General features: G+C 68.6%; 11 protein-coding genes. 2 read left to right on the top strand and 9 right to left on the bottom strand.

Annotation, left to right across the window (positions count from 1 at the left end; genetic code table 11):
- Positions 1–38 precede the first annotated feature (38 nt).
- From ACY34J_RS11725 to ACY34J_RS11690, 8 genes are all read right to left on the bottom strand, one after another.
- Positions 39–2,465 carry a xanthine dehydrogenase family protein molybdopterin-binding subunit gene (locus tag ACY34J_RS11725; RefSeq protein ID WP_462726427.1) on the bottom strand — a complete coding sequence of 809 codons (2,427 nt, stop codon included), beginning with the start codon at positions 2,463–2,465 and terminating at the stop codon, positions 39–41.
- Positions 2,466–2,528: 63 nt separating this feature from the next.
- The gene (locus tag ACY34J_RS11720; RefSeq protein WP_462726428.1) at positions 2,529–3,035 is read right to left on the bottom strand and encodes a (2Fe-2S)-binding protein; all 507 of its coding nucleotides are present in this window, start codon (positions 3,033–3,035) and stop codon (positions 2,529–2,531) included.
- A 61-nt stretch (positions 3,036–3,096) separates the two neighbouring features.
- Entirely contained in the window at positions 3,097–3,978 is an 882-nt protein-coding gene (locus ACY34J_RS11715; RefSeq protein ID WP_462726429.1) for an FAD binding domain-containing protein, read from the bottom strand.
- 303 nt (positions 3,979–4,281) lie between these two features.
- A complete protein-coding gene (locus ACY34J_RS11710; RefSeq protein WP_462726430.1) occupies positions 4,282–4,767 on the bottom strand; it encodes a (2Fe-2S)-binding protein in 486 nt (161 codons plus the stop codon).
- Positions 4,764–5,684, bottom strand: a complete 921-nt coding sequence (locus ACY34J_RS11705) for an FAD binding domain-containing protein (RefSeq protein WP_462726431.1) — start codon at positions 5,682–5,684, stop codon at positions 4,764–4,766. The genes ACY34J_RS11710 and ACY34J_RS11705 overlap by 4 nt, the downstream gene beginning before the upstream one ends.
- Entirely contained in the window at positions 5,681–7,969 is a 2,289-nt protein-coding gene (locus tag ACY34J_RS11700) for a xanthine dehydrogenase family protein molybdopterin-binding subunit (RefSeq protein WP_462726432.1), read from the bottom strand. The genes ACY34J_RS11705 and ACY34J_RS11700 overlap by 4 nt, the downstream gene beginning before the upstream one ends.
- The gene (locus ACY34J_RS11695; RefSeq protein ID WP_462726433.1) at positions 7,966–9,576 is read right to left on the bottom strand and encodes a hydantoinase/oxoprolinase N-terminal domain-containing protein; all 1,611 of its coding nucleotides are present in this window, start codon (positions 9,574–9,576) and stop codon (positions 7,966–7,968) included. Before ACY34J_RS11695 ends, ACY34J_RS11700 begins: the two co-directional genes overlap by 4 nt.
- Entirely contained in the window at positions 9,563–10,633 is a 1,071-nt protein-coding gene (locus ACY34J_RS11690; RefSeq protein ID WP_462726434.1) for a DUF917 domain-containing protein, read from the bottom strand. Before ACY34J_RS11690 ends, ACY34J_RS11695 begins: the two co-directional genes overlap by 14 nt.
- 92 nt (positions 10,634–10,725) lie before the next feature.
- Here ACY34J_RS11690 and ACY34J_RS11685 point away from each other — a divergent pair, with 92 nt between their 5' ends.
- Positions 10,726–12,207 (top strand): PucR family transcriptional regulator, encoded by a 1,482-nt coding sequence (locus ACY34J_RS11685; protein WP_462726435.1) that lies wholly within the window; start codon positions 10,726–10,728, stop codon positions 12,205–12,207.
- A gap of 107 nt (positions 12,208–12,314) precedes the next feature.
- On the opposite strand, the gene ACY34J_RS11680 is transcribed toward ACY34J_RS11685, so the two are convergent.
- Complete coding sequence (locus ACY34J_RS11680) at positions 12,315–13,931, bottom strand: purine-cytosine permease family protein (RefSeq protein WP_462726436.1); 1,617 nt, start codon at positions 13,929–13,931, stop codon at positions 12,315–12,317.
- A 340-nt stretch (positions 13,932–14,271) separates the two neighbouring features.
- Here ACY34J_RS11680 and ACY34J_RS11675 point away from each other — a divergent pair, with 340 nt between their 5' ends.
- Positions 14,272–15,267, top strand: coding sequence for an LLM class flavin-dependent oxidoreductase (locus ACY34J_RS11675; RefSeq protein ID WP_462726437.1), 996 nt, complete (start codon positions 14,272–14,274; stop codon positions 15,265–15,267).
- Positions 15,268–15,377: the final 110 nt, after the last annotated feature.

Here is a 15,377-nt window from a genome sequence, read left to right as displayed (position 1 = left end):
TCCGCCTCGGCAACCCCGGCACCGACTCTGCCCTATTGCTATGCACCCGCCGCCTTCTCCGGCGAGCCGATCTTGCCCATGAGCCGCAGCACGTAGTCGGGCGTGAGCGGCAGCTTCTCGACACGAGCTCCGAACGGGGCGAGAGCATCTGCCACCGCGTTGGCCAGGGCGGCGGGAGCGGCGATCTGACCACCCTCGCCCATGCCCTTGATACCGCCCACGGTGAAGGGGGACGGGGTCTCGATGCTGATCACCTCGATCGGCGGCACGTCGGAGAACGTGGGCACGAGGTAATCCATGTAGGTCGTGGTGAGCGGCTGGCCCTCGTCGCTGTAGATCAGGTGCTCGAGCATCGCGCCACCAAGTCCCTGGACGATCGCGCCGTGCACCTGCGCTTCCACGATCATCGGGTTGATCACCATGCCGCAGTCCTCCACCGCGATGATGCGGTCCAGGGTGACCACGCCGGTGTCGGCGTCCACCTCGCACAGCGCCACGACGCAGCCGTTGGCGTAGTTGGCGGGCGGGTCGTAGAACCGGGTGGCGGACAGCAGCGGTTCGCTGTTGCGCACCTCGGAGTCCCAGTGCGCGGCGTAGGCCACGTCGGCCAGGGTCTTGAACCGCGACGGGGTACCCGCGACGGAGACCTTCCCGTCTTCGATCACCAGGTCCTCGGGGCTGGCCTCGAGCATCTTTCCGGCCACCTGGAGGATCTGCTCGCGGACGTCCGCGGCGGCCCTGGCCACGGTGGCACCGCCGATGACGGCGCTGCGGCTGGCGTAGGTGCCGAGCCCGTACGGCGTGTTCGAGGTGTCGCCGTGCAGGACCACGACATCCTTGATGTCCACTCCGAGGCCGTCGGCGGCGACCTGGGCGAGCGAGGTCTCGTGTCCCTGGCCGTGGCTGGACACGCTGACCGCGACGGTCACCTTGCCCGACGGATCCACGGTAACGGTGGCGTTGTCGTGCGAGGGCAGCGGCGTACCGGCCTGGGCCGAGGATTCGCTGCCCCACGCGGTCTGCTCCACATAGGAGCTGATGCCCAGACCGATGTAGCGGCCCTGCTTGCGCAGCTCCTGCTGCCTCTCGCGGAACGCCTGGTAGTCGACGGCCTCGAGCGCCTTGTCCAGAGACTCCAGGTAGCTGCCGCTGTCGTAGACCTGGCCGGTGCACGAGAGGTACGGGAGCTCGTCGGAGTGCAGCATGTTGCGCCGGCGGAACTCCGCCGGATCCATGCCGAGGCCGCGTGCGATGTCGTCGAAGAGGAGCTCCCGCACGGTGTTCGCGGCGGTCCAGCCCACTCCGCGGTACGCCGCCACAGGGCTCTTGTTGGTCAGGAAGGCGCCGACCTCCTCCCGGTAGTTCTCGATCCGGTAGGGGCCGGGCAGCGACTTCGCCGCGAGCGCCGGCTCGATCAGGGCGCTCTCGGTGTTGAAGGAGTAGCCGCCGCCGTCACCGACGAACTCTCCGCGGACGCCGAGTATCTTGCCGTCGTTGGTGACGGCGACCTCGAGGTTGATCGACTGCTGCTTGGAGTGGGTCGCCGCGATGAGGTGCTCGTGCCGGTCCTCGATCCACTTGACCGGCCGCCCGAGCCGGGTCGCGATGTAGGGAATGGCGATCTCTTCGGGCACCGTGCACATCTTCTGGCCGAATCCGCCGCCGACCTCGGGTGCGATCACCCGGACCTTGTTCTCGGGCAGGCTGAGCTGCCCGGCGATCACCGAACGCAGGAAGTGCGGCATCTGGGTCGACGACCAGACGGTCAGCTGCTGGTCGGCGCGGTCGAAATCGGCCAGCACGCCCCTGGTCTCCATGGGCGCCGCCATGTAGCGGTTGTGGTGGAACTGTGTGCTGAACACACGGTCGGCCCTGGCGAACGCCTCGTCGACATCGCCGTGGGTTTCCGCCTGGCGGTAAATCTCGTTCGTGCCGAGTTCCTCGAACAGCAGCGCGGCGTCCGGCGCACCGGAAGCCGCCACATGCGGCACCGGCGGCAGCTCCTCGTACTCGACGGCAGCACCGAGTGCCTCGGCAGCGTCTTCGGCTGCGTACCGGTCCGCTGCGAGAACGATCGCCACCGCGTCCCCGACGAACCGGACCTTGTCGACCGCGACGACCTGCTGGGGCGTCCTCAGGAGGTTGTCGAGCGCGACGTGGTCGATCAGCGGCGGCACATCGCGCAGGTCCTCGCCCGTGAAGGCGAACACGGTCTTGCCGAGTCCCGGAAGCACGGACTTGTCGATGGAGACGATACGGGCGTGCGGGTGGGGGGAGCGGACGTACACGGCATGAAGCATCTGGGGCAGTTGGAGATCCGCTACGTAGCGGGCCGCCCCCGTCAGATAGCGCGGGTCCTCCAGGCGCCTGGCCGGCTTTCCGATCCACTTTCCCTTGCGGATCGCGCGGTTATCGCTTCCCCACTTCCGGATCGACTGTTCCCTGAGGTCCAACGTTTCAGTCATGTCAGCTCTTCCTCTCGCCGGAAGGTGTTGCCGTCGCACCGCTCTGCACCGGGGGAACGGCCGTCATGAGACTCGGACGCCCATCTCCGCTGACTTCGCTGCCTCGGCAGCGGCCGCGGTCGATTTGATGATGTTCTGGTAGCCGGTGCACCGGCAGAGGTTTCCGTTCATCCCCTCGCAGATCTGCTCCCGGGTGGGCTCGGGATTCTCGGCGAGGAAGGCATGCGCGGTTATCAGCATTCCTGGCGTGCAGTATCCGCACTGCAAGCCGTGATTTTCCGCGAAAGCCTTTTGGATGTGGTCCAGTTCGCCGTCGGAAGCAAGTCCCTCGACGGTAGTGATGTCTGTTCCCTGTGCCTGGACGGCGAACATCAGGCACGCCCGGACCGCACGGCCGTCGACCAGGACGGTGCACGCCCCGCAGACGCCGTGTTCGCAACCGAGCTTGGTTCCGGTGAGGTCGAGATCGTCACGGAGAACGTCAGCGAGCGTCTTCCGTGGTTCGACCAGCAGTTGATGCGGAATGCCGTTGACATTCAGCTCCACAATTTGCTTCGAGCTCGTTGTCATGCCGAATCTCCTTCGCCTTGGTCGGACAGCGCGCGCGGGCAGTGCGCGGGGCGCTGGGTGGTCACGCGGGAGATCCCGCACGTTCGAGTGACCGGGTGATGGCCCGCTTCGTCAGCAGTCCCGCCACGTGGCGCCGGTAGTCCGCACTGGCGTGGATGTCATCGGTCGGCCGCACGGCGGCAGAGGCTTCCTCCATCGCACGTTCGAGGAGGTCACCGCCTATTTCGCTGGCCTTCACACCGGTGATCAACTGCTCGACGGCGGTCATGCGAAGGGGGGTGGCGGCGCCGCCGAAAATGGTGATGCGCGCCCTGCTCACGGTGTCAGCCTCGAGCGAGACGAGCGCCACCACACCGAGGATGGCGAAGTCGCCGTGCCGGCGGGCGACTTCCTCGAAGTACCACCCGGTACGCCCGCTCGGTACGTCGAATTTCACCTCCGTGACGATCTCGTTTGGCTCGAGCACGGTGGTGAGGTACGACTCGAAGAAGTCGTCCGAGCTGATGGTACGCGTTCCCGCGGCACTGCGGGCGGTGACCTCGCCACCGACGGTCAGGAATACCGCCGGCATTTCGGCAGCCGGGTCCGCGTGGCAGATGCTCCCAACCACGGTGCCGCGGTTACGGATTTGCGAGTGGCCGACATGGGACAGCGCCTCGCGTACCACAGGCAGCACCGAGTGGAGTTGGTCGGAGCGCTCCACGGCGTACTGCCGCGTCCCCGCGCCGATCGTCACGTGATCCGGTCGGACCCGGATGTGGTCGAGACCCTCGACGGAGTTGATGTCCACGAGGTTGTCAGGAGCGGCCAGTCGGAGATTCAGCACCGGCACCAGGCTCTGGCCGCCGGCCAGTACCTTCGAGCCGTCCGGGTCGGAATCAAGGATGCCGACCGCCTCATCGATCGTTCGGCAGGCGTGGTACTTGAACGGAGGTGGCTTCATGGGGCGTCTCCCGGGTTGAGAGCACTCGGATTCGGAAGCTTTCGGGCGAGCTCACGTCCATCGTCGAAATGGCGGCTCGGCGGACCGGATTGAGCTGATGATCTGCGAGGCTAGTGGCCGCGTGGCATGGCATCTTTAGGCGTTCGGCCGAAGCTTGGAAGGCCATTTGTTGGTTCTGCACAAGGTGTTTGCGTTCAATGTCCGTGCTGTTTCGTCACCGTCGCCACAGCGTGCCCGGCACCTCGCCACGCAGCCCCCCGAGGGGGCGCTCGGGGGGCTGCGTGGGCTCTGCCGGATCTTCGGCTATACGGTCGTACTCGCCTGGTCCACCTGTTCAGCCGCCTTCAGCACAGCCCGGACGATCTTCTGATAGCCCGTACAGCGGCACAGGTTTCCGCCCAGCGCCAGCCGGACCTCGTCCTCGTCGCACGAAGGGTTGGTGTCCAGCAGGGCCTTGGCGGACATCACGATGCCCGGTGTACAGAAGCCGCACTGCACACCGCCCTCCTCCAGCAGCGCCTGCTGGATCGGGTGCGGGCGCGAGGGTTCCGACACGCCTTCGATGGTGGTGATCTCCCGCCCATCGGTCTGCAGGGCGAGATAGGAGCAGGAGTTCACCGGCCGCCCGTCCACAAGCACCATGCATGCGCCGCACTCGGAGTCGTCGCACCCTTCCTTCGGCCCGGTCAGGCCGATGTCCTCCCGCAGCATGTTCAGCAGCGACCGGTGCGGCTCGACGTCCACGGACGTTTCGACGCCGTTGACCCTCACATTCAGCGGATACTTCATTCCGTACTCCCGGCGGTGGCCGTGGGCAGATTGCGATTGGCAGGGACGGCGATGTCGGTTCCCGCGGCGCGCGCGGCGGCGACCGCCAGGGCCCGGCTCACGACGACCGAGATCATCGCCTGCCGGTACCGGGCGCTCGCCCGGACGTCGTTGATCGGCTGCACGGCCTCGGTCGCGATCGCCGCCGCGTCGCGGAAGGAGGCACCATCCGGCCGGAGTCCACGCAACAGGTCTCCGGCCTCCCGTGCCAGCACGCATGTGGGTGCTGCCGCGCTCAGTGCGATCCGGGAGTCGGCCACCCGGCCGTCCTCCCCGAGCGTGACCAGTGCGGCCGCGCCCACGATCGCGATCTCCATCGCGCGCCGATGCTCCAGACGGACGTACGCACTCCCTGTGGCGGGGGGCAGATCCGGCAGACGCACCGAGGTGAGCAGTTCATCGGGCTCGGCTGTGGTGCGGCCGGGGCCGACAAGCAGATCCGCGACCGGCACCGTACGAGTCCCGCGAAGGCTGAGCAGCTCGACATCGGCCTCGAAGACCAGCAGCGGGGCACCGGTGTCCATGGCCGGCGAGGCGTTCATCACGTTGCCGCCCAGAGTGCCGGTGTTCCTGGTGGCGGGTGAGCCGACCAAGGCGGACGCATCGGCCAACGCGGACCATTGGTCACCGATAATCGGCGATCGTTCCAGCCAGGCATGCGATGTCAGCGCTCCCAGTCGCAACCCTTCTTCGGTCTGCGCCCGGGAAGCCAGATCGGTCGCGCCGTGGATGGCGATCAGCGCTTCCGGAATGGGGTGTTTGCCGCTCCTGGCGGCCACGACCAGGTCGGTCCCGCCTGCGACCACGCGCGCCCCGTCGTTCTCTGCCAGCAGCGCGGCGGCCTCCGCCGCGGTGGTGGGCGCGAAATAGCGGCTCATGCCAGCTCTCCTTCATGCTCGTGCAGTGCCGTCCACACGCGTTCAGCCGTCATGGGCAGGGCACGGACCCGTGTGCCGGCCGCTGCCGCGATCGCGTTGCCGATGGCCGCGGCGGTGCCCACGACCGGCGGCTCGCCCACCGCCTTGGCGCCGTGCGGTCCCCCTTGGTCGACCGGGTCCTCAAGCAGCTCGACGTTGACGCGGGGAGCGTCGGCGGCGGTGACCAGCTTGTAGCCGAGCAGGCCTGGGTTGAGCTGGTGCCCGCCGTCGTACTGGCTGCTCTCCAGCACCGCCATGCCGATCGACTGGATCACACCGCCCTCGACCTGGCCCTGAGCGCCGAGCGGATTGAGGACCCGGCCGAACTCGTGCACGGCGGTCACTTCGGGCACCGTGACCGTGCCGGTGTCCGGGTCGACGCGGACCCTGGCGATGTGGCAGAAGAAGGAGGGCGCGAGGAAGGCGGAGTACCCAAGCCGGCCCCCGCAGCCCCGCAGGTCGTGCTCGGGCAGCGACGGCGGGGTGCCCGAACCGCTGCCGATCAGCAGGGACGACTGCTGGGCCGCTGCCGCGACGCTCGCGATCGGCAGCGCCTTGGACGGAACGCCGCGGACGCGGGCACTGCCGTCGACGAGTTCGAGGTCCTCCTCGGCGACCTCCAGCATCTCAGCCGCCTGCCGCAGGAGCTTGGTACGGACTTCTCTGGATGCCTCGATCACCGCCCGCCCGTTGTTGAACGTGGTCTGGCTGCCGGCGCTGCCCAGGTCGAACGGTCCGGCTTCGGTGTCCTGGTACACGATGGAGAACTGGTCGGGCCGCATACCGAGTTCCTCGGCGGCGAGTGTGGCCAGGCCCATCACCGAGCCACTGCCGTTCTCCTGCGCCCCGGTGACGATGGTTCCGGTCCCATCGGGGTTGAGCTTCACGTACGCACCGGAGCTTGCGGGGAGGCTGAACCACCAGCCCACCGCGATCCCCAAGGCCTCGCCGGGAGCGAGGTCCTTGCCGGGCCATCCCGCGATTTCGGCCGCGCGCTCCAGGCACCCTTCCGCACTCGAGCTGATGAACCGCTGACCGGTCTGACCTGTGTCTCCGGCCCGGACGAGGTTGCGGCGGCGGAACTCGAGCGGATCCAACCCCACGCGCCTGGCGAGTTCGTCGGTGTGCTGCTCCACCGCCCAGCATGTCTGCGGCCCACCGGGCGCGCGGACGCTGCCGGCGGGGGTGCGGTTGGTGTAAACGGTGTGTACCTCGGCGTGCAGGTTCGGCACCCGGTAGGGACCGGCCACCATCATCAGGCCGATCTCCGTCGCGAACAGTGCGTCGCCGCAGTAGGCACCCGAGTTCAGCAGGATCCGGGCTCGCCGCGCGGTGATGGTTCCGTCCGACCTGACGCCAGTGGTCAGCTCGATCTTGGCCGCGTGCCGCACCTTGTCCGTGGCGACGAACTCCTCGCGGCGAGTGAAGACGAGCCGCACCGGTCGCCGGGCCTGCCGGGCGAGCAGTGCCACATGGGCCTCGAAGTGGAAGTCGCACTTCCCGCCGAATCCTCCGCCGAGGTGCGGAACCACGAGCCGTACGTTGCTCTGCGGGATCTGCAGGGTCTCCGCCACGCCGGCACGAGCCGGGAACGGCACCTGGCTTGTACTCCAGATGGTGACCTTGTCCCCCTGCCACTGCGCGACAACGGCGTGCGGCTCGATCGGGACGGCGTGTGCCATGTCGCTCTGGTAGGTCTCGGTGAGGATGTGGTCCGCCTCGGCGAAGCCCGCGTCGATGTCCCCCTTGACCGATGTCATATGGCCGCAGTCGTTCGGGCCCCGGTCCACGCCGTTCTGCGTCTGGTAGCTCTTCCATTCCGGATGCACCAGCGTCGAGGAGCCCTTGAGGGCCTCCTCGACGTCAAGGACCGGGTCGAGGTCCTCGTAGACCACGCGGATCGCGGCGCAGGCGGCCTCGGCCTGCTCTGGGGTCTCGGCCGCGACGGCGGCCACGATCTCGCCCTCGAACCGGACCACCTCATGGGCGAACAGCGTCCGGTCCTTGACGAACATGCCATACCGCACCATCGGGGCATCGGCCTGGGTGACCACGGCGTGCACCCCGCGCATGGCGCGGGCCGCGGTCGTATCGATGTCCACGATCCGGGCGTGCGCCCGCTCGGCGTATACGAACTTGGCATGCAGCAGACCGGTGAACGCCAAGTCAGCGGTGTACCGGGCTTGACCGGTCACTTTCTCCAGCCCGTCCCCTCGGACGAGCGTCTGGCCGATGAGCGAGGTCATGCCGAGTGCCTCCTGGCTCGTTTCGCACGTGCTGATGACTGTGGACCGAAGGTCACGGGAGGGCCGACCGCCCGAGCTTTGATCCGGACCGCGGGTTCGCGGAGATAGGTCAGCGGGATCTCCTCGACGTCGACGACCTGTACCTGTGCCGGGTCGGCGCCGGCTTGGATGGCTCGCCCCACCGCTTCCTCCGAGACCTCGTCGACGGCCGCCCGGAGCCGGTCGGGACGGCTCGCGCAGATCCGCTCCGCGTGCCCGCTGACCGGGGCGATGGCGGCCCCGAGTGCGTTGGCGACCTCGAAGTGTGGTGGCCGGATGACTTCGCGGACGCCGGGAAAGCTGTTCGGTGCGATGTCGCCGCCCCCGCCGACCACGATCAGGGGGAGGTCGTCCGCCCCCAGCCGGACCCGGTCGATGGCCTCGGCGAGCAACCCGTCCCACAACTCCAGGTGCTGGGCGAGGCCCGCGTGCCACTTGGCCGGGACGGGGCAGGTGCCCGTCGCGGCACGCCCGGCGGCGACGGCCGCGTCCGTGATGGTGGGTGTCGGTCCGCCGAAACAGAGCGCTTCGGCAGTCAGCGAACCGCCGACGTTCATCCGGCCGTTCGCCCACTGCTCTGCCGCGCCCAGGACGACGGAGCCACCGCCGAACGGGATGCTGAGGACATCCGGCAGCCGGCAGTTGGTGTCGACACCGCCGATCGAATTGGGCGGCAGCGATTCCCAGGGAAAGCCGTTGACCAGCCGTCCGACCGCGGTCGTCGCGCAACCGATGTCGGCGACGATGGCGTCGGTCACGCCACTGCTGTGCGCACCACCACGCATGCTGTTCGCCGGGCCGCTGCCGATGGTCAGCATCGGGAACCGCAGCGAGTACTCCAGCGCCATGAGAGTGCCGTCGTTCTGGGTGATGTAGCACTCCGCGTCAAGGCCGGTCCGCTCGACCGCGGTGTGGAACGACCGCCCGATGTCGGCCGCGACGCCGGAGAGGGCAGCGTTGAGAATGGTGGCGTTCTCCCGCTCCACCAGCCCCAGGGCGCCGATCTCGTGGCTCATCGAGATGGGGATGTCCCCCAGTTCCCGCCGCATGATCTCGGCCGCCCGCAGCTCGTCCGCCGGGTTCACCAAGGAGAACACGGACGTGATGGCGACTGCGGCGGCACGGGTGCCGACCGCGGACGCGAATGCGACAATCGCCGCCTCATCGAGCACCGCAAGCGGTGCGCCGTCTGACTCGCATCCGCCGGCGACGGTCGCGCTGCCGGCGTGAACGGCGCGACGCAACTCGGACGGCCAGGCCACCAGCGGCGGTATCGCGAAGGTGAGGGGGGCCCCGATGCGCAGGACTGCGACATGGCGCAGGCCCGACGCGCTCCGGATCGCGTTCGTCGCCCGCCTGGCGCCCAAGGTGGCGCAGCGGATCCGTAGGGGATCGACGGCCGGATCCTCCAGCAGCCGCGCGATCCCCTGTTCGACGCCGGCGCTCAAGTCGTCCGTGGTCGGAACCTTGACCTTGGCGACCAGCGTGCCCGCCGAATCGACGATGACCGCGTCGGTGTTGGTGCCGCCCACGTCGACGCCCAGTCGCAGCTTTTCAGTGGTGGGCACGGCCGACCCCCGGTACGTAGTCCACGTCGTATCCGAAGGACCTCGGACCGACCACACCCAGGCCCTCTTCGGTTCGCCACACATCGGGTCCAGGGAGGGCCACCACCCCGACGCGCTGCCCGTGGTGCAAGCGCTCCGTGCCCACCGGGCGGCCGTCCGCGAGGGTGAGCATGGCGATGATGTCCGGGACCGTGACGAGCACCTCGCCGTCCTCGAGAGCTACCAGCACCTCGTTCTGCAGCTCCAGGCGCAGTCGCCGCCCCGAGCAGGCGCCGGTGCCGTCGACGACCGCATGGCCGCGGCTGAATCCGGCGCCTGTCCACCGCTGGATCTCGGTGACCCGTCCCTCGATGAGGACACGGCCGGCGGTTTCGTCGGCCAGCGCCTCCGGCCATCCGCTCCGGCGGTTCCGCATCATCTCCCCGATCCGGAGGGCCTTGGAGACGGAGCCGCGGATCGCGGCCTTTGCGGCGGAGCGCGCGGTCATCGTGTACAGGGCTCCGGCGCAGGTCCCACCGAACGTGGCGGCACAGCTGCGGACGAGGCGTTCGGCATCCAGGTTGCCGGCCGCGTTGACGGCGATGACATTGCCCCGGCCGTCGGTCAGCAGGACCGGACTCGCGGACATGCCGGCGATATGCATCGCCTGCTGCTGCATCTCGGGGAACGCCCGTCCCATGCCGTCGGCGTCAAGCAGTGGTTTCCCCTGCCGGGACGCCCACATCACCGGCAGCAGGCCGTTCACTCCCGCGATCTCGTAGCACATCATCGCGCTGACCGAGGAGTGGGTGCGGGCTTCGACGGCATGCAGCAGTTGCGCGCCCTCCTGCCCGCTCCACACCCGCTCCTGGGCGACCGTGGGTGAGCCGATCAGCCCGCAGGGCATGATCAGGGCCTCGGGATCCAGAGCATCGGGATCGACGATCTCGACCGGCCCGCTCTCGGCGATGGCGTGGCGCGCCATGACGAGCCCGATGGCGGGGTCTCCACCCCCACCGGCGCTCAGGATCGCGCAGCCCAGCGCGAACGCCTCGATGTTTGCCGTGTCCAAGAGCACGGCACCGAACTTAGGCTCCGGCGTCCTGCGGTTCATTGACGCCTGGCACAAAAGGCTTCTATGTTTTCGTGCACTTCACCGAGGGAGGCCGTATGGCGTTGCTCACCGATCTGATGGACGCCCCTGGCCTGCGGCTCGAGTGTGTGGCTGACGGCGCCGATAATTCGGACGCTGAGTGCGTTTTCGTCGCCGAGCGGCTGCTGGACCTGCAGAACGCGCCCGCGAAGTGCGTCGCAGTCCTTGGATCACACATCTGCGCGGCCGTGGACGGCTACCAGTTCGACATCGCGTTGCGTACGGCTGTGGCCCGGGGCGTGGTTGCTCTCGTCCTCTCTGAGCCCGCTACATCCCCGTTGACCTCCACCTCCGTGGAAGCCGCACGCCGGTTCGGGATCACCATTCTTCGCCAGACGGAGCCGGTGAACCTGGCGGACCTCGTCACCAATCTCGACGCCGGACTGCGCGGGTCGGCGGAGCTGGCGCTGCGCCGGGCGGTCGAGGCCTTCGACCGGACCACTGCCACGGCTCCGGATCCCGCGGCGATGGTCGAAGACGTCGCCAAGGCAGCAGCTGCGGACATAGACGTCGGAACGGAACCGGAGGGCGAACTCTCGTTTCCGATCGCGGAGGACGGTCAACCGGACCGGTGGGTCGTCATCCGGGACGCATCGGCCCGGTCCCGCCCCGAGCTTGTGCTGGTCGGCAGGCTGCTCGCGGACACCCTCGCGCTCGCGGCGGACGCCGCCCGACGTGCCGAGGAGCTGCCGATCCGGTCCCGTGCCGAGCTGCTGTCCGAAATCCTGGACAGTTCGGAACAAGGCCGCTCGGAGCTGCTGCGGCGAGCCCGAGCCATGGGCCTGCCGATCGACGGCTGGCACGTCGTGGTGCGCATCGAGCACGACAACGCCGAGGAACTGTGGCGCGAGGAGGTCGCCGGGTTCGAGGCGCGCCAACTGCTCGGCAGGACCGTACTGGACACCGTCCGGTCCACCGGCGGGACCTGGCACCTGGCCTGGATGGAACGCTCGGTGCTGGTCATTCGCATGTGCCGCAACGATCCCGGTCCCTCCGCCGGAGCCCAGGCCACGAAGTCGGCGAACCGGGCGTTGCAGGAGGCGGTACGCCGGTTCCCCGATGCGGTGCTGTACTGCGGCGTCGGCACCGCGCACTCGGGTTCGCTGGGGCTGATCAACTCCGCCGCTGAGGCCAGAGCGGCTGTCGCGGCCTCCCGGACCCGCAACCGGCCGGGCGTCGCCACCGCCTTCGACAACCTCGGCCTTCGGCGCACACTCGTGGAGTGGTACGCCTCGCACACCGCGCGCAAGGCCATCTCCACAGTGCTCGCGCCACTCGACCGCATGAGCAACAGCAAAGCAGAGGAGGCGATCCGGACGTTGCAGGTCTACCTCGACAACCACGGCTCGTTGTCGAAGACCGCGGCAGCGCTGCACCTGCATCGCAACTCGGTTGCCTACCGGGTTGAACGAATCTTCTCCGAACTCGACGTCGATCCGGACAATCCCGACGACTGGCTGCTTCTACAGCTCGCCTGCCGAGCCCGCGGGCTCGCCTGAGAACTTCTCAGTATGGGCGGCTGATCAGCGAGCGACGGTGAGCGCACTTCTCCGTGGCCCCGTGCCGGGTGGCGCGCAGGAGCACGCCACCCGGCACCCGTCCGTGCTCAGCGCCCGGTGGAGCCGCGGGCCTCCGAGCGTGCGTGCCCGTAGAAGGTGGAGCTGGCCTGGGCGTCACTCGCGCAGATCGCCTGGTGCCCGTGGCCCGGATCCCGGTCCATCTCCACGGCCAAGTAGAACTTGCCGCAGTGGTGGCAGCGGATCCGCGCCTCCCATTGGTCATCGACCTCCTGACGCGGGTCACGCGGCCGCCGCATGACCGTCCGTTCCGGCCCGGATGTGGCGAGCACCAGCAGCTCCGCCAGCGCCGACACCACGAACGACAGCGGCAGCGCCCAGGTCGCGGTCCACGAGCTGTCGTCGCCGACGCCGAGCAGCACCATCCCGACGGCCGTTCCGGCCGCCCAGGCGCACAGCCCGCCCCAGTTGAACAGCGTCACCCGGCCCGGCCGCCACTCGGTGTGCTCCGCGGACGGCCCGCGGAACCAGCCCCAGGCGATCCAGACCAGCACGCACGCCGTCCAGGTGACCGTCAGCACCGACTGGTACCGCAGCGCGGCGAGCAGGAACGAGAAGACATCGCTGAGCATCACCACGTACACGATGACGCCCACGATGATCGCCCACGTCACCCGCGACAACTTCAGTTTGAGGACGCGGGCGGCCACGTTCTCGAGGTTTGTAGTCGCAACGTAGAAGTTGGCGGTATTGATCCTGGTTTGACTGATCCAGACCAGGACGACCGCCGTCAGCCCCATCAGCTGCACCATGCCCAGCACACCGGAGAGCTCGGTCAACTGCCCCTCGGTGGGGATCGTCAGGGCGATGAAGATGCCGACCAGGCCGTTCGCCAGGATGGTGAACAGGTAGAAACCGGGGCCGAAGGTCAACCAGCCGTTGAGGCGGATGTCGCGGCGCGAGGTCCGGCCGAACCGCGCGTAGTCCCAGGTGAACATCATCAGCACCCAGTCACCCATGTACACCGTGAACGCCCACCACCAACCGGGCCCGCTCACCTGGACCTCCTCCGGACGCCAGGTGAGCCAGTCCCCGCCGGTACCGTGCGCCTGGATCGTCCAGACCACCGCGACGACCAGCCCGATGACGTAGAACGGGAACAGCAGCCCGTTGAACTTGTCCAGGAAGACCCGGACGCCGCCGAACACCAGCGGCACGCTGTAGGCCACCACGATCAGGTACCAGATCTTCAGGTCGACGCCGCCGAAGTACTCATGGAAGGCGACGGCGATCACCGAGCCTTCGAAGGTGCAGAAGTAGATCGAGATCACGGCGACCAGCAGCGGCGCCAGGACCCCGCCCGTGTAGCCGAACAACCCACGGGAGAACAGGTTGACGGTCGTGCCCGTGCGGGCCGCGTAGGCCGACAGCACGTAGTTGACGGCGCCGTAGGCGATCACGGACAGCACCATGCCGATGATGGCGTCCACCGTGCCGACGGCGAGCGCCACCAGCGCCCCGAGAATCAGCCAGAACATGGCGCTGGCCAGTGCCCACCAGGCGCTCGCCAGCGGCAGCGGACTCATCCGCCACGAGCGCGGCACGACATGCTGGGTGTAGTCCTCGGTGGCGGCCTCGCGCACGACCTCGGGATCGTCGGTGTAGATCACCTCGAGATCGGTTGATCTGGTCGGGTCGGCTTTCATGGGCATCCGCTCCTTGAGTGACTGGGTCCATGTGTCCACGCGGCGCCCACGAAGGAGAAGGCGGAGGGGGGTCCGCGAGCGCCGCGGTCAGGCGTCGTCGGCCCGCTCGATGAAGGCATCCGGAGGCGATCGGGCGGGACGCACGGCAGATCGTGCCCCCGGTCCGCCCGCGTCGACGTCTCCGGATCAGACATATGACGGGCCGAACTTTGCCCGGCTCGACTGTTCCCCCCAACTGCGGCCGAAGCGACAGTGGTGCCCGGAGACGGATCATCCCGACGACGCTCGGAAGTGCGCCGGACCGTGGGTGCTGTCGGCGCCGACCCCAAAGGAGCCAGTCATGAGCAAGGTGCCGGTTGGTGTGTTCATCGCGACGGCGACAACGCCGCCGGAGCAGGTGGGTCCGTTGGCCCGTCAGGCGGAGGACTTCGGCTTCGGCGAGGTCTGGGTCGCCGAGGACTGCTTCTACTACGGCGGCTTCACCTCGGCCGGGCTGGCCCTGCAGGCCACCACGGACATCACCGTCGGCCTCGGCATCATTTCCTCGATGACCCGTCACCCCGCGATGACCGCGATGGAGATCGCCACACTGGCGCGGGTCCACCCAGGCCGCTTTCTGCCGGGCATCGGCCACGGTGTGCCGGCCTGGACCAACCAGATGGGACTGACCCCCCGCTCGCCGCTCACCGCCCTGGACGAGTGCGTGACCAGCATCCGGCGGCTGCTGTCCGGCGAGACCCTCGACAACGAGGGCCGGCAGTTCACCTTCCGGGACGTGTCCCTGAGCTTTGTGCCCGACACCGAGGTCCCGCTGCTCACCGGCGTGCTCGGACCCAAGTCCCTGCGTCTGTCGGGCAGGATCGCGGACGGCACCGTGATGAGCGTGCTCGCGGGCACCAAGTACATCGAGTCCGCACTCCGGCACATCCGCACCGGGATGACCGAGGCCGGTCGCAGCTCACACCTGTTGCCGACCTTCGCGCTGTTCAGCGCCAACAAGGACAGCGAGGCCGCACGCGCCGCGGTCCGGCCGCTGCTGGCCTTCTACCTCGAAGCCGTGGGCCCGCACAACGCGCTGACGGAGGCCTTCGGCTACAACGACCACCTGGCCGAGTTGATGAGCGAGGGCGGCACCGACCGACTGGTGCGGGAGATGCCGGAGGAATGGATCGACGAGCTGGCCGTGGCCGGCGATCCCGACCAGGTCGGCGCGCGCATCGAGCAGCTGCTCAAGGCGGGTGCGACCAGTGTCGTGCTGTCACCGGTCAACCCGGAGAGCGCGGCTGAAGAGCTGGAACTCGTCGCGAAGTCCGTGCTGCCGGCACTCGGCCGCTGACGTCTTCGTGCCCCGCGTCGCCACCACCGAGAACGTTCTCGGTGGTGGCGACGCCGCCACGGCCGCGGCCAGGCCGCCGCAACGTCCGGCCGTGCGGACCGAGCCGGGAG

The sequence above is a fragment of the Streptomyces sp. HSS9-12 genome (assembly GCF_054963655.1).
This window is presented reverse-complemented; position numbering and strand designations above follow the sequence as displayed.